The sequence below is a fragment of the Megasphaera sp. SW808 genome, assembly GCF_012027795.1.
Taxonomy (GTDB): Bacteria; Bacillota; Negativicutes; order Veillonellales; family Megasphaeraceae; genus Megasphaera; species Megasphaera stantonii.
Window position 1 is genome coordinate 14,866 of sequence record NZ_SJOT01000019.1, and the last position, 18,305, is coordinate 33,170.

The window sequence follows — 18,305 nt, forward strand, 5'->3', positions numbered from 1 at the left end:
TGGGCGGGCCTTTGACTTTCAAAGTTCTGCCTCCCTGCCGTCTCCTACTGTCCGCTATGCCGCTGTGCGTCTTACCGCAGTTCGCAGCCGAGCGTTTCTTTCAATTCTGCAATGATTGCGTCGATAGGACCCTGAATATCGCTGTCCGTCAATGTCCCCGTTTCCGAACGGAATACGAGGGAATATGCCAGGCTCTTGAATCCCTTCGGTACCTGTTTGCCCGTGTACATATCAAAGAGGTGCACCGCTTCGAGGTACGGGCCGCCGTCCTTCTGAATGACGCCGATGATGTCGGCGTTGGACGTGCCGATCGGAGCCAGGAAGGCCAAATCGCGGCTCGACGCCGGGAACTTGGCGACCTTGTGGTAATCCGGAATCAGGTTGATGAGCGGCAGGATATCAGTCAAATTCATTTCAAAGACGTATACCGGTCCGGCTACGTCGTAGTTGTCGATGACCTTCGGATGGAGCTCGCCGAACTGGCAAAGCACCTTGCCGTCCTTGACGAATTTCGCCGCCTTGCCCGGATGGAGGGGCGCGAAATCAGATACTTCCAAGTCGGCCTGAATACCCAGGCTGGAAAGAATCGTTTCCACGATGCCCTTTATGTCGTAGAAATCGTACTGTTCCGCTTTGTTCGGCCATTCGCCGGTCTGACGCTTGCCGTACAGGAGGCCTGCAGCGTACATTTCCTGTACGGGCAGCTCCGTAATGGGCAGCGATTTCGGCTTATAGACCGGAGCGATTTCATAAATGCCGACCGATTCGTTCTTTACGGCCTGATTGCGTACGAGGACGTCCATGAGGGACGGCAGCAAGGTCGTGCGCATCCACGGGAATTCTTCCGTAATCGGGTTGAGAATCGGAACGGCTTTGTATACGTCGTCCCCTTCGGGGAAGAGCATTTTTTTCAGCGAGTCGGGATGAACGAAGCTGAAGGTAACCGTTTCGTTCAAGCCGCAGCCGTTGAGGACGGCCGAGACTTTTTCGCTTACCTGATGGTGATAGCCTTCTTCCCCTTTGCTGATGTTGGACCAGGGGCGCGTCGAAGGAATGTTTTCATAACCGAAAATACGGGCGACTTCTTCGGCGATGTCCGGCATTTCCGTGCAGTCGCGGCGATAAGACGGAACGACAGCCGTCAGCGTTTCGCCGTCTTTTTCGATAACGAACTGGAGCGTTTCCAGGATATGAATCATCTGTTCCTCCGGAATCTCCGTGCCGAGGAAGGCGTTGACCTGGGCAGCCGTAAAGGAAATGCGGACTGTCTGCTGCGGCCGAGGATACACATCGACGACGCCCTGGGCTACGTCGCAGGCGCCCATCTGCTGCAGGAGCTGGGCACAGCGGTCGAGGGATGCAATGCAGCCTTCGGCGTCGAGGCCCCGTTCAAAACGGGCCGACGCTTCAGAGCGCAGGCCGAGGGACCGGCCGGTGTGACGGATACTCGACCCTTTGAAGGAAGCGCATTCGAGGATAACCGTCTTCGTATCGGCTGTGACTTCCGAGTCATAGCCGCCCATGATGCCGGCGATGCAGCACGGCTTCGCCGGGTCGGCAATGACCAGCATGTTGCCGCTGAGCTTGCGGTCGACGCCGTCAAGGGTCTTCATATCTTCGCCTTCCTTGGCCCGGCGGGCGATGAGGTGATGGTCTACGACGCGGTCGTAGTCATATGCGTGCAGGGGTATGCCCAGCTCGATCATGACGTAGTTCGTCACGTCGACGACGTTGTTGATCGGGCGGACGCCGGACTTGCGCAGGCGCTGCTGCATCCACAAGGGCGATTTGCCGACCTTGACGTTGACCAGCAGACGGGCGGCATAGCGGCTGCACAGTTCTTCGTCTTCAATGGAAACCTTGACCTTGCCGCTGATAGATTCTTCGCATTCATCGACGACGATATCCGGATATTTGGCTTTCTGATTGCTCAGTACGGCAAATTCACGGCTCAGTCCGACCATGGAGAAGCAGTCGGCGCGGTTCGGCGTCAATTCGTATTCGTATACGACGTCCTGCAGGGCCAGGTATTCTACGGCGTCGACGCCTACAGGCGTGTCGTCCGGCAAAATCCAGATGCCGTTCCGTTCTTCCGGCAGGAGCACGCTGTCGTCAAATCCCAGTTCGTGAGCCGAGCAGAGCATGCCGTTCGATTCTACGCCGCGCAGCTTGGAGCGCTTGATCTTGACGCCGCCGGGAAGATGAGCGCCGTGGACGGCGACGGGAACGATCTGCCCTTCCCGCACGTTGGGAGCGCCCGTGACGATCTGCAGCGTTTCACTGCCTACGTCGATTTGGCAAACGACTAATTTATCGGCGTCGGGGTGCTTATCAATTTTCAAAATCTTGCCGGTGACGACCTTTTTGATTTCCGTCCCCCAGTGTTCTACCTGTTCGACAGGAATCCCCGAAATGGTGAGCGTATCGGCAAAGGCCTGAGGGTCCTGCGTCATATCTACATGTACATAATCCTGCATCCATAACAAAGAGCTTTTCATCGTTTTCGTACCTCCTAGAACTGGTTCAAGAACCGCATGTCGTTTTCATAGAACAGGCGCAAGTCGTCGATTCCGTATTTCAGCATGGCAATGCGTTCGACGCCCATGCCGAAGGCGAAGGCGCTGACCTGATTGGGGTCATAGCCGTTCATGCGGAGCACTTCAAAGTTGGTCATGCCGCAGCCGAGGATTTCCAGCCAGCCCGTGTGCGAGCAGACGCGGCAGCCCTTGCCGCCGCACATGACGCAGGAAATGTCGACTTCGGCGCTCGGTTCCGTAAAGGGGAAATAGCTGGCGCGGAAGCGCACCTTCGTCTGCGGGCCAAAGATATCGCGCAGGAAGTCTTCCAGCATGCCTTTTAAGTCGGAGAAGCGGATGCCCTTGTCGACGATCATGCCTTCCATCTGATGGAATACAGGCGAATGAGTCGCGTCGTAGTCGCAGCGGTATACCTTGCCCGGCGCGATGATTTTAAACGGTTCGTTCGGTTTGTGAGCCTGCAGCGTCCGCGCTTCCAGCGGCGACGTATGAGTCCGGAGCAGGATGTTCTGCGTTACGTACATGGAATCCTGCATATCCCGGGCCGGATGGTCTTCCGGCAGGTTCAGGCTTTGGAAATTATAGTAATCCGATTCGATGTCCGGACCTTCTACGATGGAAAAGCCCATGTTCAGGAAGGACTGTTCCATGAGACGGCGCGTCAAATGAAGGGGATGTTCGTGACCCATAACGGGTTTTCTGCCCGGCAGGGTAATATCTATTTTTTCCGACTGGATTTTCATTTCCAGGGATTTTTCCTTGAGTTCTTCCATACGAGCCTTTAAATGGTCTTCGATGATGCCCCGGGCCGTATTGACAAGCTGGCCGACCTGAGGCCGTTCTTCCTTGGAAAGATTTTTTAAATCCTTCATAATAGACGTCAGCTCGCCTTTTTTGCCCAAGTATTTGACGCGTATGTTCTGCACGTCCTGCAGAGCTTCGCTCTTGGCTATTTGTTCGTCTACTGCCGCTTTGATAGCTTCAATCTTATCGCTGATCATCGTCATTGATATATTCCTCCTCTAATACAAATAAAAAAAACTTCCGCCCCATGCAGGGGCGAAAGTTTTAATTCCGCGGTACCACCCTAATTGTGTCTCTCGCATTCTGTAACGGGAATACCCGTCCTGCCTACTCTGTTCAGCAGGAAGCTCGAAAGTGAACGCCCTGAATCCTCCGGGTGAAAGCTCTCAATCTACGGCTCTCACTTCCTGTAACCGGCTGCAAATCCAGTCTCTCTTTCTCATCGCCATAATACCCTATGCGGGGCTGTAACGTATATATTGTATCAATATAACGTCTTATTTGCAATAACCAAACGCTGAATTTGGTTTGTGCCTTCGTAAATCTGCATGATCTTAGCGTCGCGCATGTATTTTTCGACAGGATATTCCTTGATATATCCGTAGCCGCCCATAACCTGTACGGCGTCGGTCGTAACGCGCATCGCCACGTCGGAAGCGTTGCATTTGGCAATGGCCGCTTCGCGGCTGAATTCCATACCCTGATCCTTCATCCAGCAGGCGCGGTGTACCAGCAGGCGGGCGCCTTCGATCTGCATGGCCATGTCGGCAATCATGCTCTGTACCATCTGGAACGAAGCGATGGGCTTGTCAAACTGCACGCGGACCTTAGCGTATTCGCAGCAGGCGCGGAAGGCAGCTTCAGCAATGCCGACGGAAACGGCGCCGACGAAGGGACGAGCCGCATCGAGGGTGTTCATGGCAATGCGGAAGCCCTGGCCTTCGCGGCCGAGACGGTCTTCCACGGGGACGAAGCAGTCCTGGAAAATGAGTTCCGTCGTATTGGAAGCGCGGATACCCATCTTATTTTCTTCCTTGCCGATGGTAAAGCCCGGCGTACCCTTGCGGACGATGAATGCCGTCAGGCCGCGGACGCCGCCAGTCTTGCGCGTATTGGCGAATACGACGAAGACTTCGGCCAAGGCGCCGTTCGTAATAAAGCATTTCGTGCCGTTCAGGATATAGCCCTTGCCGTCTTCAGTCTTGACGGCGCGGGTCGATACGGAACCGGCGTCGGAGCCCGTGCCCGGTTCAGTCAAGGCGAAGGCTGCCAAATTATCCTGGTTGATGATATCAAAATACCGTTTTTTCTGGTCGTCGTTGCCAGCGATGATAACCGGGTAGGAAGCCAACGCGTTGGCGGCGACCGTCGTAGCTACGCCGGCGCAGCCCTTGCCCAGCTCTTCATAAATACCGGCAATCGTAACGGCATCTAAGCCGGCGCCGCCGAATTCTTCCGGAATTGCTACGCCCAACAGACCCTGGGCGGCCAATTTTTCCAACAGGCCTTCGTGCAGTTTCCCCGTTTCATCCATTTCGGAAGCGTAGGGAACGATTTCCTTTTCTACTAAATCGCGGACGACTCTGATAAGTTCCTTTTGTTCGTCGTTATAAGCAAAATCCATTGTACTGACCAACCTTCCTTATTTTTTACGTTAGTTAAAGCATGCCAATGATATAAAAAGAAGACCGTCCCTTGACGACGACTGCGCCCTGTTCGTTAAAACATTCGCATTCGACGACGATCGTCTTGCCGCCGTGATGAACGACCTGGCCGACGCCGTTCAGGCTTTCGCCGGAATTGACGCGGCGGATATAATTCATATTAATCTCCAGCGTCGTAACCTTATAGCCCAGCGTGCGGCTCGCCATCCCCATCAGGGTATCGCAGAACGCAGCCAAAACGCCGCCCGAGGCGATGCCCCGGTAATTGCATAAATTCGGCGTGATTTCAAATCTAAGACGCACCCAGCCTTCGGCGAAATCTTCAATCTTGCAGGGAAGATTTTTAAAATAGTGCTTCGGGTCCCGCATGTCTGAATAAATGCGGCTAAGCCGTCTCTGCAGCTCTGCATTTACATCTACGTCTATGGGTTTATCAGCGGTCATGTTCCTCTCCACCTCCAAACGCATAGGGTCCGGTTACAAAAAACGTGCCCTTTCCATGAGCCAAGTACCGGTCATTGTTGTCATACAGGTCGCACAAGGCAACCATCGTCGTATGTCCGTTGTGAATGACCCGCGTCTCAGCGCGGATGACCGTATTGGAAAAAGCAGGGCGAAGAAAGTTCATGGACAAATCCAACGTAAGCACGGCTTTTCCATACACGGCGCAAGCCGTTTCCATTGCGGAAGCCGACATGGAATACAGGACGCCGCCGTACAAGGTGCCGTTGGGATTATCCCATTTCGTCCCTTTGTTTTGAAACTCTAACACCGTCAGTTGTTTATCTGCTGCAATGACGTGGAAATCCATAAACTGATCGAAAGGATTTCTCTGCAATTCGTCATCTAAGGCCTGTACATCAGCCTCCATCGACGCCATCCGCTCCTTTACTTCGTTGGATAAATATATAAATACCTTTACATTTTACTATATCGGCGCAAATACGTCAAACAAAATGACGCAACTTCCTTGGGATAGCAAAAAAAGCTGTGCGCAATGCACAGCTTTGCAACATGCCTGACCTGGTCTTTACCCCCACACTCGCCTGCTGGAAGGTTCGCTCATAGATGTGTATCCCCCACTACTACTTCTCTCGCCGTTTCGCGGCAGGTCTTACTTCTAGGCCGCACTATGATCAGAGCTGCTTTGAGCTCCTTACGTGGATCGCTTCGCCTGCGACTGGCATCGACTTTCAACCACAGCGCATGTTATTTCATATTATACGGAAGGGAGCCGTTCCTTGTCAATGGATACGCCAAGATGCGGCCCTGCGGCGCGCACTAAAAAGCGCCGCGTCAGTCCGACGCAGCGCTTTTGTTGATGAAATGAAATTTAGAATTTGTAGCCCATACCGACCTGCCAGCCTTCTACTTCGTCGTCGTAGTTATCTACGTCGACGTTGGCGCTGCGGTATTTGACATGAGCATCCCAGCTCGGCGTGATGTCGTAGCCGACGCCGACTTCATAGGAGCTGACGTCATCGCCGAACCCCAAAGACGCAAACCCCTGCAGGCGGCTGCCCAAGGGAAGCTGGCCTTTTACGCCGAATTGATAGCCGTACGCGCTCTTATCAGACCGCCAGGTATCCGTCTTAATATAAGAACCGCCGGCATACAACGAAAGATACGGCGCAACGCGGTAGCTGCCGAGCAGGTAATGTTCGTCAATCTCATTGCCGTTGTCGCCTTCCGTATAATTGTTGACGTACTGGATGTCCCAGTTGTCGTTCAGGACGTACGTCAGGTCGCCGCCGGCAAAGCGGCTTTCCGCACTGCGGCCGCCTTCTTCCTGGTCGAATCCATAGTTGACGTTTACCTTAAAATCGCCGGCTTCAGGATTTCGTATAGGCGCGGCGAACGAAACGGCGCTGACAGAAACAAGGGCCGCTAATACGCTGGCCAACACTATCTTTTTCACGGGAAACACCTCCATCGTGTACTCACATACTTCATCATATTATTTATATTATACTCTATTTGTCACGAAAAGGCAAAAAGAAGAAAGAGAAATCCTCATTCTTCTTTATAGCGCTCCAGCAATTCTTCTCCGGCCTGGATGACCTGGCTTAGAGGGATAACGGAAATGCCCTTGTATTTGCCTTCTTTAATAATTTTTTTCATGCTCTTGCCTACTTCGTAATGAGTCGTCGACTCCAATACGATAGCCCGATCCGTATAAGGCCCGTAAAATTTAGGATTGCTCGGCCCGTATAAAGCGACGAGGGGCACGCGCTGGCTTACGGCAATGTGCATGGGCCCGCTGTCGTTCGTAATAAACAGGGAGCAGCGCCTAATCGCAGCGGCCAGCTCGCCGATCGAAAATTTCCCCGTCCCTACGACAGGTTTGTGCCGCATCAGCGACACGGCTTCGCCGACCATCTCTTCGTCCATCGTGCCGCCAAAGAATACGCACGTATAGCCTTTATCGGCAAAGTAATCAGCGACAGCGGCGAACCGGTCAGGAGGCCAGCGTTTCTGGGGCACGGCGCTGCCGATGTTGAAGCCGACGAGCTTATCGCCCGGCCCTACGCCCTGGGACGCATAGAAATCATCGGCCGCTTTATCCCATGCAGGGCAGGTAACGAGCTGCAGGCCGTCGTTCCGGTAATCGTCGATGCCCAGTTGAACCAGCACGTTGAGATACATATCGGCGGCATGAAAATGGAGGCGGTCCAGCCGCGTATAGGTATCCATGAACGGCCGAAACAAAAAATGACTCATGCCGACGAACTGCTTTGCCTGGATGGCCGCCGCTAAAAACGACGTCCGTTCGTTAGGATGGAGATTTATCAAAATGTCGTAATGATTTTTGTGCAGCTCCCGTCCAATCCGCCACAGCGCGCCGACTGAATTGTCTTTTCCCTTTTTATCGACAGTCACGACGTGGTCTACGTTCGGATTATAGCGCACGACGTCGGCTACCTTTTCGTCGACGACGATAGTGATATCCGAGCCGTGGGCATGACGGCGCAGCACCTGCAGAAAAGGCGTAATCAGCACTAAATCTCCTAAATGCATCAAGAAGGTTACGATAATTCGTTTGTGCCGCAAGTTAATCATTATCTGCCTCCTTTACGATGTCCGTATATGTCTTCCAGACCTTGTCGACGGATATCTGCTTCATGCAGTCCGGGTCGTCGACGAGGGGCTGCTCCTGCGTCGCCGTCGACGTAGGCGAAATAATCATATGGATGTACTCGCTGTGGGCGCCGCCGTACGGTCCCGTCCGATCCGGACAGGTCGGGCCGAACAGGGCGATCAGCTCCTTCTTCAGGGCGTTGGCAATATGCAGCGGCCCCGTATCGGCGCTGACGTACAGGCGGGACATGGCGATAGCCGCCATGAGCTCGCGCAAGTTGGTTTTTCCCGTATAATCAAACAGCCGGGGCGACGCGACGCCGTCGACAATAGCCCTTCCCTTCGGGACGTCGTCGCCGCTGCCCAGCAGGACGACGCTCATGCCCCCTTGGACGACGCGGCGCAGAAACTCCTGCCAATACGGGACAGGCCATTCCTTTACGTCCCACCGCGCGCCGGGCACGACGGCAATATAAGGGCCCGTCATGCCGTCGGCAGCAAATCGCCCTGCCAGCGCCACTTTTTCCGCATCGACAGACGGAAGAGGAAATTCAACGCTGTCTACGGCGCCGCCTAAAGCGCGCACCGTATCCAAATACCGTTCGATGACGTGGTCGAATTTATGCTGCCCCGTCAGCCCTTTGCTGACCAGGAAGCTGCCTTCGCGCATTTCCCAGTAGCCGTATTTTTCCTTCGCGCCGCTGCAGAAGGCGACGATCGCGCTTTTGGCCAGCCCCTGCAAATCGAGGCACATATCGAAATGATATCCATGCAGGGTCCGGCGCAGCTCCTTCAAATAGGACAGCGATTTCAGCCGCTTCTTATCGATGTACACGACGTCGTCGATATAGGGTTTACCCGGCAGGACGGCGGAAAACTGCTTGTGCACGGCCCAGACGATGCGCGCGCCGGGGCAGTTTTCCCGCAGGGCGTACAGCGTCGGCAGCGCATGCAGCACGTCGCCGAGGGAACTCATTTTGACGATGAGGATATTCTTATATGGTTTCACGGCATTTCCCTTCTTTTACGATCTTTCGGACGAAATCGAGCAGGGAACCGCCTTCAAATAAATACGACGGCACGCCGGCCCGTTCGCCGCATTCCACGTCGCGGGGCATATCGCCGATCATGACCGACGAGGCCAGGTCGATATCCCAATCGGCCGCCGCCTGCAAAATCATGCCCGGCGCAGGCTTGCGCCAATCGCTCTGTTTATCGTAGGCCTTGACCGGCGCGCCTTCCAGATACGGGCAGTAATACACGGCCGTGACCTTGCCGCCGGCTTCTTCTATCTGCCGGCACATCCAGTTGTGAAGGCGACGCACGTCTTCTTCCGTATAGTAGCCGCGGGCGACGCCGCTCTGGTTCGTCACGACGACGACGTCGTAGCCTTCCTTCGTCAGCCAGGCGACGGCTTCCTTCGCCCCGTCAATCCATTCAAAATCTTCCACACGGCTTAAATAGCCCTTGTCGACGTTGAGGACGCCGTCGCGGTCAAAAAACACGGCCTTTCTCATTCGTAGTACCCGCCGCTCTTTTCGAGGATGCTGCAGTATTCCTTTACCGCTTCGCCGAGAAGGGTAAAGCCCCGGTCATAGCCGGCCTTCATCAGCTTCTGCGTATCAGCCTGGGTATAGCTCTGATATTTTCCCTTAAGGACTTCCGGGAAGGGGACGTACTCGATATGCCCTTTGCCGCAGTAATCGATGATGCCCTGGACAAATTCATTGAACGTATGACCTACGCCGGTGCCGCAGTTGTAAATGCCCGACAGCTCCGGATGTTCCCAGAAATAAAATACGACGTTGACGACGTCTTTGACGTAGATAAAATCGCGAATCTGGCCGCCGTCCTCATAGCCCGCCGTACCGGCAAACAAGGTGATTTTGCCCGTTTCCTGCAGTTCGTTGTATTTTTGGAAAATGAGGGACGCCATGCGGTCCTTGTGATTTTCCTGAGGCCCAAAGACGTTGAAGTACCGGAAGCCTACGATCTGGCTCTTCGCCAAGGGCATGACGCGGCGGACGAAGCGGTCGAACTGCAGCTTGGAATAGGCGTAGGGATTGAGAGCCTGCTCGCACTGCGGTTCTTCGCGGAAGCCGTTCTTGCCGCTGCCGTAGGTCGACGCCGACGATGCATACAGGAAGGGAATCTTGCGCTGCATGCAGTAGCGCAGCAGGTTCTTGCTGCCTTCGTAATTGTTCTTCATCATATAGCGGCCGTCGTAGTTCATCGTATCAGAGCAGGCTCCTTCATGGAATACGACGTCGATATAGCCGCAGTCAAAGGTATCGTCGGCCATCTGCATGTCGAAATCTTCATAGTCCATGTAATCGTAGAACGAAAGGCCCTGCAGATTGCGGCATTTGCGTCCGTCCGTCAAGTCGTCGACGATGAAGATATCGTCGATTCCCCGGTTATTCAGTTGTTTTACTATATTGCTGCCGATAAATCCGGCTCCGCCTGTTACGATTTTCATAGTTTACCCTCCTTCGCCAGAGAGGCGATTTTCTGTACTAATCCCGTCGTAGAATACCCTTCTTCAAAGGATATGATTTCTACGCGCTTCACATATTCCCTGCCGACGACCTCTTCAGCCTTGTAGTCGCCGCCCTTTACTAGGATATCCGGCCGCAGCACGCTGAGCAGCTCTGCCGGCGTATCTTCCGTAAACATGACGACTTCGTCGACGCAGCCGAGGGCGCTCAGCAGCACGGCCCGGTCCTCCTCGTGGACAAGAGGGCGCGTTTCGCCCTTCAGACGCCGTACCGACGCGTCGGAATTCAAGCCGACGACGAGGTGCTGTCCCAGCATTGCCGCCTGCTGCAGATACAGGACGTGGCCGCGGTGCAGGATGTCGAAGCAGCCGTTCGTAAAGACGACCGTTTCTCCCTGTTTCTGCCACTGCCGTATTTTTTCCGCCGTTTCTTCCCAGCTCAAGGCCTTGTACGGAGCCCAGCGATTGGGATGCCATTCCTGCCACAGCTTCAGCAGCTCGCTGCGGTGAATCGGATAGGTCCCGACCTTCGTGACGACGATGCCTGCCGCCGCATTGGCAACCTGCAGGCTCGTGCGAATCGACAAATGACTGGCTACAGCCGCCAAAAACGCCGCGGCGACAGTATCACCGGCGCCTGATACGTCGAACACTTCCTGAGCCGTCGCCGGATTGTTCCATACCTTGCCATCCTTGCGGATGACCGTAATCCCCTTCTCCGACCGCGTGACCATGATATGGGCGAAATCATACTGCTCATGGAGCCTGCGCGCCGCATCCACGACGGCCTGGCCTTCGTTAGGTATCTTCTCGCCGCAGCAGTCTCCCAGCTCCTTAATATTAGGCGTCACAAAATCAGCGCCGTTGTACTTGTGCCAGTCGCTGCCCTTCGGGTCGACGAGTATGGGAATTCCCGCCCTGCGGGCCCGTTCGATAACCAGCTGGGACATGCGGTCCGTCAGAACGCCTTTTTTATAATCCGACAAAATCATGCCGTCTAAGCCCTGCGCGATGCGCTGATCCAGCCAGGCCGCCAAGGCGTCTTCTTCTTCCCGTTCAAAGGGGACGGCGTCTTCAAAATCCAGCCGTACCATTTGCTGACGCGAGCCAAGGACCCGTACCTTCGTCGTCGTCACGTGGCCCTTGCGTACGACCATCCCCGTACCGTCAATACCGGCGTCGTCCAGCAGGCCGCGCAAAAGAGCGGCGTTTTCATCGTCGCCGACTAAGCCGGCCAAATATACTCGGCAGTCTAAATTCGCCAGGTTGGCGGCTACGTTCGCCGCACCTCCCAGGACCGATGAAATGCGGTTGACCTTATTGACCGGCACGGGCGCTTCCGGAGAAATGCGGTCCACGCTGCCGAAGACGTAACGGTCGACCATGATATCGCCGACGACGGCAATGCGCAGCTTCGGCAACGCGTCGTTTAAAAAGTTGTCAATATATCCTTCAGTCATACTTACTCCTCGATGTCATGCTGCTCTTCTGCAGTTTCCTTCTTTTTCGTTCCCATCAAATGCTCCAGCTCAGCCATAAAGCTTTCCAAATCGGCAAATTTCCGATATACCGACGCGAACCGGATATAGGCGACTTCATCGATAGACTTGAGTTCGTCCAAGACCATTTCGCCGATTTTCTCGCTCGTGACTTCCTGAGCCAGAGAATTCCGTATATCCCGTTCTACGTGAGAAACGATGTCTTCCAGCTGCTGTCGCGTTATCATCCGCTTATTGCTGGCCCGCAACAGACCGTTCAATATCTTGCTGCGGTCGAAGAGCTCGCGGCTGCCGTTGCGCTTAATGACGATGAGCGGCGATTCTTCCACCATCTCGTACGTCGTAAACCGCCGGCCGCAGCTCTGGCACTCCCGGCGGCGGCGAATGGCTCTGCCGTCGTCCGTAGCCCGCGAATCGGTTACTTTGGTATCGTCATGCTTGCAAAAAGGACATTTCATGATGTATTCCTCCTAACGCGCGCGCTGCGCGGGGAATTTTGAAAAAAAGCGGGTCCCTAAGGATCCGCTTTTTACTGTACTGCTTATCTCATCCACGTAGGAATTTCTACGCCGCCGGCATCTTTGGAATCTCCGGCTTTAAGTCCGCCCGCCTGTCCGAAGGAAGGAATCGAAGACGGTTCTTTGCCAAATCCAGTCGCAACGACAGTAATGCGAATCGAATCTTCCATATCCGGGTCAATAACGGAACCGAAGATGATATTGGCATCAGGATCAACAGCTTCGGCAACTTTTTCCGCCGCTTCATTGATTTCATATAAGCTGATATCCGGGCCGCCCGTGACGTTGAGCAAGATGCTCTGCGCGCCGTCGATGCCCATTTCCAGGAGCGGGCTGTGAATCGCGCTGTCGACGGCTTCGACGGCTCTGTTTTCGCCGGAGCCTACGCCGATGCCCATAATCGCTTCGCCCTGATCGGACATAATCGTCTTGACGTCGGCAAAGTCCAGGTTGATGAGGCCTGTCGTCGTAATCAAATCGGAAATGCCCTGCACGCCCTGACGGAGAACGTCGTCGGCTACGAGGAACGCGTCTTTGAGCGGCGTCTTTTTATCGATAATCTGGAGCAGCTTATCGTTCGGAATCGTGATGATCGTGTCGACCTTTTCCTTCAGATAGGCCGCGCCCTTTTCAGCCTGTTCCTTACGGCGCTTGCCTTCAAAAGCAAAGGGCTTCGTTACGACGGCGACGGTCAGCGCGCCCATTTCCTTGGCACATTCCGCTACGATAGGAGCCGCACCCGTGCCGGTGCCGCCGCCCATGCCGGCCGTGATGAAGACCATATCAGCACCCTGAAGGGCTTTGATGATTTCTTCCTTGCTTTCCAAAGCTGCCTGTTCGCCGACCTGAGGATTAGCGCCGGCGCCGAGGCCGCGCGTCAATTTTTCGCCAATCTGGAGCTTAACGTCGGCCTGCGATACTTCCAATACCTGATCTTCCGTATTCACGGAAATGAACTGCACGCCCTGCAGACCGCTTTCTATCATACGGTTGACGGCGTTGTTTCCGCCGCCGCCGACACCAATTACTTTTATATTTGCAAACTCTGCCATACTTCTGTTTCCTCCTTCAAATTCGTCAGCACTGCTATATATAGATAGGATTCTATATTATTTTACACTATATCGGAAAAATTATCTACATCTTTTTTTAAATCTTTCGGGCCGCTCAACGGCTCAGTTACGGGCTTTCGCCTGTCGTCAGCCCCCCTTGCCGGAGCAATCCGGCGTCTGGTTACTTACTCTTGACGGACGGAGCGCCGGGCGTCGTGTCGATATATTGAACCAGCAAATGGTTGCTGTCTACTTCCCGCAGCAGCTCGTCGGTAATGGCCGCCCGTTCGACGGGCTTATCGCCCTTGCCCAAGTGAACGGGCAGCGAGTCCGTCGTATAGGCAATGATATTGTCCGGATTGCCTACGTTAATTTCAGCCATATGTTTCAATACGTCCGGCGGCAAATTCTGCAAATATTCCAGGCCGGCCCGGAGGGCGGGATCGGCTATGGTATCCCCCAGCAGCAGCGTATCGACCTTTTTCCCAGTCATAATCGGCACGGATACGCCTTCTATCTGCGGCTCCAGCTCTATGACGACGCCGTCCTTATCCACGTAGGCAAAGCCGTACATCGTCATGACGATAGCAGCCGCCTTCCGCTCGGTCAGCGTCACCTGTATCGTCGCAGGGAACTGCCGTTCTACGACGGCGCTGCTGATGCGCAGATCTTTTTCCAGCCGATTCTTCAGCTCGTCCGGCGACAGCTGCACGACGTTGACGTAGCCCGGAACGCCGCCGGCCCGGTATATATCATCCGTCGTCAGCGTTTCATTTCCCTGAATGACCAGTGTGCCGAAGGGAACGGCGGCGAAGCGCAGAAAGACCCACAGCAGCAGGACGAACAGGACGATGCCGACAGCCGTCAGGCGTCCCTTGCGCTTCTGCTTCCGCTTTTTCTTTATCTTCTCGCGCTTTATGCGCCGCTTCCGACGGCGTGTTTCTTCTTCCTGCAGCTGCTGCCGCCGTTCGGCTTCGCGCCGGTTTCCGTACAAATCGTCCAGCGGATCATGCGCCAAATGGGGCGGCACGAACACGTCGCTCGTATGCTTAAACGCTGCCGCGTTGTCCGGCTTCCGCCGCGAAGTTGTATCCGATGTAAATTGGTAATTACGATAGTTTTCTTTCTTCATGCTACATCCTAACGTACTGTGCAGTTAAAACTTGCCGACAGAGGCTTCCAATAAAATTTTTTCGCACAAGTCTTCAAAGGACAATCCCATCGCGATAGCCGCGTCGGGCACGAGGCTCGTCGCCGTCATGCCGGGCACGGTGTTGATTTCCAGGACAAAGGGTTCTCCCTGGCTGTTCGTCATGATGTCGACGCGGGCGACGCCGCTGCACTGGCACAGATGGAAAACCTGCAGGGCTAAGTCCTGCATTTTCTTTGTCAGTTCCGGCGAAATCGGCGCCGGGCAGAGATGCTTCGTCACGCCGGGCGTATATTTCGAATAATAATCGTACCGTCCCGTGCTGGGAACGATTTGAATGACCGGCATAGCCATGTCGTCCATGACGGCGACGGTAAATTCTTCTCCGTCGAGAAAGGCTTCGGCGATGATGGCCGGACCGTAACGGAAGGCTTCATCCAGAGCCGCCCGAATATCCGACGCGTCGCTGACGATTACCGTCCCGATCGTCGACCCCTGGGCCGACGACTTGATGACCACGGGCAGCGAAAAGCGACGCCCAATATCGTCAGCTATATAGTCCAAGCCCTGGGCCGAGAAATAATAGGCGAAGGGAGCCGTCGGAATACCGGCGCCCTGAAAAGCGCATTTGCTCACGACCTTACTCATGCCGACGGCGCTGGCCATGACGCCGGGACCCGTATAGGGAAGGCCCATCATTTCGCAAAGCCCCTGCAGCACGCCGTCTTCGCCGTACCGGCCGTGCAGGGCGTTGAATACGACGTCAATATTTTTTTCCTTAAGCGTCTCTACCAGCCGCTCCGGCACCAGTTCAATCGTCTCTACAGCGTAGCCTTTCGTCGTCAACGCTTTGGCAATAGCCGCGCCGGTATTGCGCGATACTTCTGCTTCCGACGACGGGCCGCCGACGACGACGGCAATTTTTTTCTGTTTCATCGTTTCTATAGTAGTGTTCATGTTTTTAATCTTATCCTTTTGCTTCCGCCAAGTATTGTTCTCCCACTTTATAAATGTCTCCGGCTCCCATGGTAATGATTAAATCCAGCGGCCGGGCATGTTCTTTCAAATATGTGACGACGTCTTCCGTATGGGGAATGTAGATGACGTCCTGTCCGGTCTTTTCGCGAACCTTATCGGCAATAAGCCGGCCCGTCACGCCCGGAATAGGATCTTCGCCGGCGCTGTATACGTCGGTCACAATGAGGACGTCGGCTTTAGCAAAGGCCGAGCCGTAATCTTCAAGAAGGAGCTGCGTCCGCGTATAGCGGTGCGGCTGAAACAGGCAGACGACGCGGTGCGTGCCCATGTCGCGGGCCGCCGTGAGGGTGGCGTTGATTTCCGTCGGGTGATGGGCATAATCGTCGACGACCCATACGTCGCCGGCAAAGCCTTTCGTTTGAAAGCGCCGCTTTGCGCCGTGAAAATGGGACAACGCCGAAGCTACCTGACTGAAGGAAATGCCGCAGCGCAGCGCCACAGCCGTCGTCGCCAGCGCGTTCAGGACATTGTGCCGTCCCGGCACGTTCAGCATCAGTTCGCCCAGCGTCTCGCCGTGAAACAGCACGTCAAAATACAGCTTGCCCTTGGCATAATGGAGATTCCGAGCCTGATAATCCGCCTCAGCCTCGATGCCGTACGTCAGATACCGGCGCTGCAGAGACGGCGCCAGACGGCGGATGTATTCGTTTTCAAAGCACAGGACGGCCAGCCCCTGCTCGGCGTCCAGCTTCTGTATAAACTCCTTAAAGGCTTCGACGACGTTGTCCATGGAGCCGTAATGATCCATGTGATCGGCGTCGATATTGGTTACGACAGCGATATACGGCGACTGCTTCAGGAAGGTCCCGTCGCTTTCGTCGGCTTCGGCAATGACGTATTCGCCTTTGCCTAAAATCGAATTGCTGTGCAGGTAATCGACTTCACCGCCGATGACGATAGTCGGTTCCAGATGGCTTTCTTCAAAGACCTGGCCGAGCATGGACGACGTCGTCGTCTTGCCGTGCGCTCCGGCGACGGATATGCCCTTGCCCCAGGTCATGATATGTACCAGCGCGTCGGACCGATGTATCACCGGGATATGCCTCCGCCGCGCTTCTACTACTTCCGCGTTCGTTTCACGGATTGCCGAAGAGATGACGACGACTTCGGCATCCTGCAGATTTTCCGCCTTCTGGCCGATGCAGATGCGCGCGCCCTGTTCGGCAAATTTATCCGTAATGGCCGACCGCTTGAGGTCCGACCCCGATACGATATATCCTTTTTCTATGAAAACGTTGGCTATTGCCCGCATGCCTGCGCCGGCAATGCCGATAAAATGTACTTTTCGTACGTCGTTGAGATTGACCATGGTCTTACACATCCTTACTTTACGCTGCTTCCCGTGCGTCGGCGCGCAATCGATAACGCCAGCTTCGCAATGTCGTGAGCGGCCTGAGGCCGGCCCAGAGCCTTGCTGGCCTTGGCCATGGAAGCCAAAGCTTCCGGATCTTCTTTTAAATGAAGGATTTCTTCCAGCAAATCCTTACCGGTCAGCATCTTGTCCAGGATCATCTTAGCCGCGCCGCACATGACCAGGGCCTGGGCGTTGTACCGCTGATGATCTTCCGCCGCGTAGGGATAGGGAATCAAAATCGAAGGAACGCCCCGCACTGTCAATTCAGCCAACCCCACGGCGCCGGCACGATATACGGCCAAATCAGCCGCCGCCAACGCTTCCGGCATCTGATGCAGGTACGGTATAATACGGCTTCCCTCGCCGTACCGCCCTTTGCCGTCGATGCCTTCGAGCTGCTTGACGACGCGGTCGTACTCGTGGTCTCCCGTAATATGGAGAATCTGTATGTCCTTGACATCCTTAAAATACCGATGCACTTCAATCATGGCCGAGTTGATGCTGCGCGCCCCGCGGCTGCCGCCGGCGACGAGGAGCGTAAATTTATGCGGGTCCAGCCCCAGCAGGCTGCGCCCTTCTTCCTTGCTTACCGTCAAAATATCCTTGCGGACAGGATTTCCCGTATACACGAGATTTTCTTTTTTCTTAAACCGGCCGGCCGCTTCCCTATATCCCAGGGCGATGCGGTTGGCAAACTTGCTCAAAATCAAATTGGTCACGCCGGGGATGACGTTTTGCTCCTGCACGAGCGTCGGAATACCGCTCAGGCTGGCCGCCAGCAGCACGGGGCCGCAGACGAATCCGCCCGTACCGATGACGACTTCCGGCTTAAACCGATGAATAATGCGTTCGGCCTTAAATACGCTTCCCGCCGTCTTTCCCAGCGTCACTACGTTGCGGAAGGAAATGCGGCGTTCCAGTCCCCGTACGTCTATGGTCACAAAAGGCAGTCCTTCTTTAGGAATCAGCGTATTTTCCAACCCTATCTTCGAGCCTACGTAGAGAAACTCCGTCGGCTCGATATCGGCAATAGCGCGGGCAATTGTTATTGCCGGATAGATATGGCCGCCTGTTCCGCCTCCTGAAATAATTACTCGACCCATGTTTTTGCCCC

General features: G+C 54.9%; 17 protein-coding genes. All 17 read right to left on the bottom strand.

Annotation, left to right across the window (positions count from 1 at the left end):
* Positions 1-71: 71 nt before the first annotated feature.
* A complete protein-coding gene (pheT, locus tag E0L13_RS07890; RefSeq protein WP_095629359.1) occupies positions 72-2,498 on the bottom strand; it encodes a phenylalanine--tRNA ligase subunit beta in 2,427 nt (808 codons plus the stop codon).
* 14 nt (positions 2,499-2,512) lie between these two features.
* On the bottom strand, positions 2,513-3,538 hold the full coding sequence (pheS, locus tag E0L13_RS07895; protein WP_087477186.1) for a phenylalanine--tRNA ligase subunit alpha: 1,026 nt from the start codon (positions 3,536-3,538) through the stop codon (positions 2,513-2,515).
* A gap of 287 nt (positions 3,539-3,825) precedes the next feature.
* Positions 3,826-4,965 (bottom strand): acyl-CoA dehydrogenase family protein, encoded by a 1,140-nt coding sequence (locus E0L13_RS07900; protein ID WP_087477172.1) that lies wholly within the window; start codon positions 4,963-4,965, stop codon positions 3,826-3,828.
* 34 nt (positions 4,966-4,999) lie between these two features.
* On the bottom strand, positions 5,000-5,449 hold the full coding sequence (locus E0L13_RS07905; RefSeq protein WP_168061563.1) for a PaaI family thioesterase: 450 nt from the start codon (positions 5,447-5,449) through the stop codon (positions 5,000-5,002).
* Positions 5,439-5,876 (bottom strand): PaaI family thioesterase, encoded by a 438-nt coding sequence (locus tag E0L13_RS07910; protein ID WP_168061565.1) that lies wholly within the window; start codon positions 5,874-5,876, stop codon positions 5,439-5,441. The genes E0L13_RS07905 and E0L13_RS07910 overlap by 11 nt, the downstream gene beginning before the upstream one ends.
* A gap of 462 nt (positions 5,877-6,338) precedes the next feature.
* On the bottom strand, positions 6,339-6,923 hold the full coding sequence (locus E0L13_RS07915; RefSeq protein WP_168061567.1) for a porin: 585 nt from the start codon (positions 6,921-6,923) through the stop codon (positions 6,339-6,341).
* A gap of 95 nt (positions 6,924-7,018) precedes the next feature.
* On the bottom strand, positions 7,019-8,065 hold the full coding sequence (locus E0L13_RS07920) for a glycosyltransferase family 9 protein (RefSeq protein WP_168061569.1): 1,047 nt from the start codon (positions 8,063-8,065) through the stop codon (positions 7,019-7,021).
* On the bottom strand, positions 8,058-9,092 hold the full coding sequence (locus E0L13_RS07925; RefSeq protein WP_168061571.1) for a glycosyltransferase family 9 protein: 1,035 nt from the start codon (positions 9,090-9,092) through the stop codon (positions 8,058-8,060). The genes E0L13_RS07920 and E0L13_RS07925 overlap by 8 nt, the downstream gene beginning before the upstream one ends.
* Positions 9,079-9,600: an HAD family hydrolase gene (locus tag E0L13_RS07930; protein ID WP_168061573.1), complete on the bottom strand. Its 522-nt coding sequence runs from the start codon at positions 9,598-9,600 to the stop codon at positions 9,079-9,081. Before E0L13_RS07930 ends, E0L13_RS07925 begins: the two co-directional genes overlap by 14 nt.
* Positions 9,597-10,562, bottom strand: a complete 966-nt coding sequence (rfaD, locus tag E0L13_RS07935) for an ADP-glyceromanno-heptose 6-epimerase (protein WP_107195673.1) — start codon at positions 10,560-10,562, stop codon at positions 9,597-9,599. The genes E0L13_RS07930 and rfaD overlap by 4 nt, the downstream gene beginning before the upstream one ends.
* Positions 10,559-12,040 (bottom strand): D-glycero-beta-D-manno-heptose-7-phosphate kinase, encoded by a 1,482-nt coding sequence (gene rfaE1 / locus E0L13_RS07940; RefSeq protein ID WP_168061575.1) that lies wholly within the window; start codon positions 12,038-12,040, stop codon positions 10,559-10,561. The genes rfaD and rfaE1 overlap by 4 nt, the downstream gene beginning before the upstream one ends.
* A 2-nt stretch (positions 12,041-12,042) precedes the next feature.
* Entirely contained in the window at positions 12,043-12,537 is a 495-nt protein-coding gene (gene nrdR, locus E0L13_RS07945; protein WP_154876606.1) for a transcriptional regulator NrdR, read from the bottom strand.
* An 83-nt stretch (positions 12,538-12,620) separates the two neighbouring features.
* Complete coding sequence (gene ftsZ / locus E0L13_RS07950) at positions 12,621-13,649, bottom strand: cell division protein FtsZ (RefSeq protein ID WP_087478061.1); 1,029 nt, start codon at positions 13,647-13,649, stop codon at positions 12,621-12,623.
* 181 nt (positions 13,650-13,830) lie between these two features.
* Complete coding sequence (locus tag E0L13_RS07955; RefSeq protein ID WP_087478062.1) at positions 13,831-14,781, bottom strand: FtsQ-type POTRA domain-containing protein; 951 nt, start codon at positions 14,779-14,781, stop codon at positions 13,831-13,833.
* Between the two features lie 24 nt (positions 14,782-14,805).
* Positions 14,806-15,735: a D-alanine--D-alanine ligase gene (locus E0L13_RS07960; protein WP_162860322.1), complete on the bottom strand. Its 930-nt coding sequence runs from the start codon at positions 15,733-15,735 to the stop codon at positions 14,806-14,808.
* Between the two features lie 31 nt (positions 15,736-15,766).
* Positions 15,767-17,146 carry a UDP-N-acetylmuramate--L-alanine ligase gene (murC, locus tag E0L13_RS07965; RefSeq protein ID WP_087478063.1) on the bottom strand — a complete coding sequence of 460 codons (1,380 nt, stop codon included), beginning with the start codon at positions 17,144-17,146 and terminating at the stop codon, positions 15,767-15,769.
* Positions 17,147-17,160: 14 nt separating this feature from the next.
* Positions 17,161-18,294: an undecaprenyldiphospho-muramoylpentapeptide beta-N-acetylglucosaminyltransferase gene (gene murG, locus E0L13_RS07970; protein ID WP_168061578.1), complete on the bottom strand. Its 1,134-nt coding sequence runs from the start codon at positions 18,292-18,294 to the stop codon at positions 17,161-17,163.
* Positions 18,295-18,305: the final 11 nt, after the last annotated feature.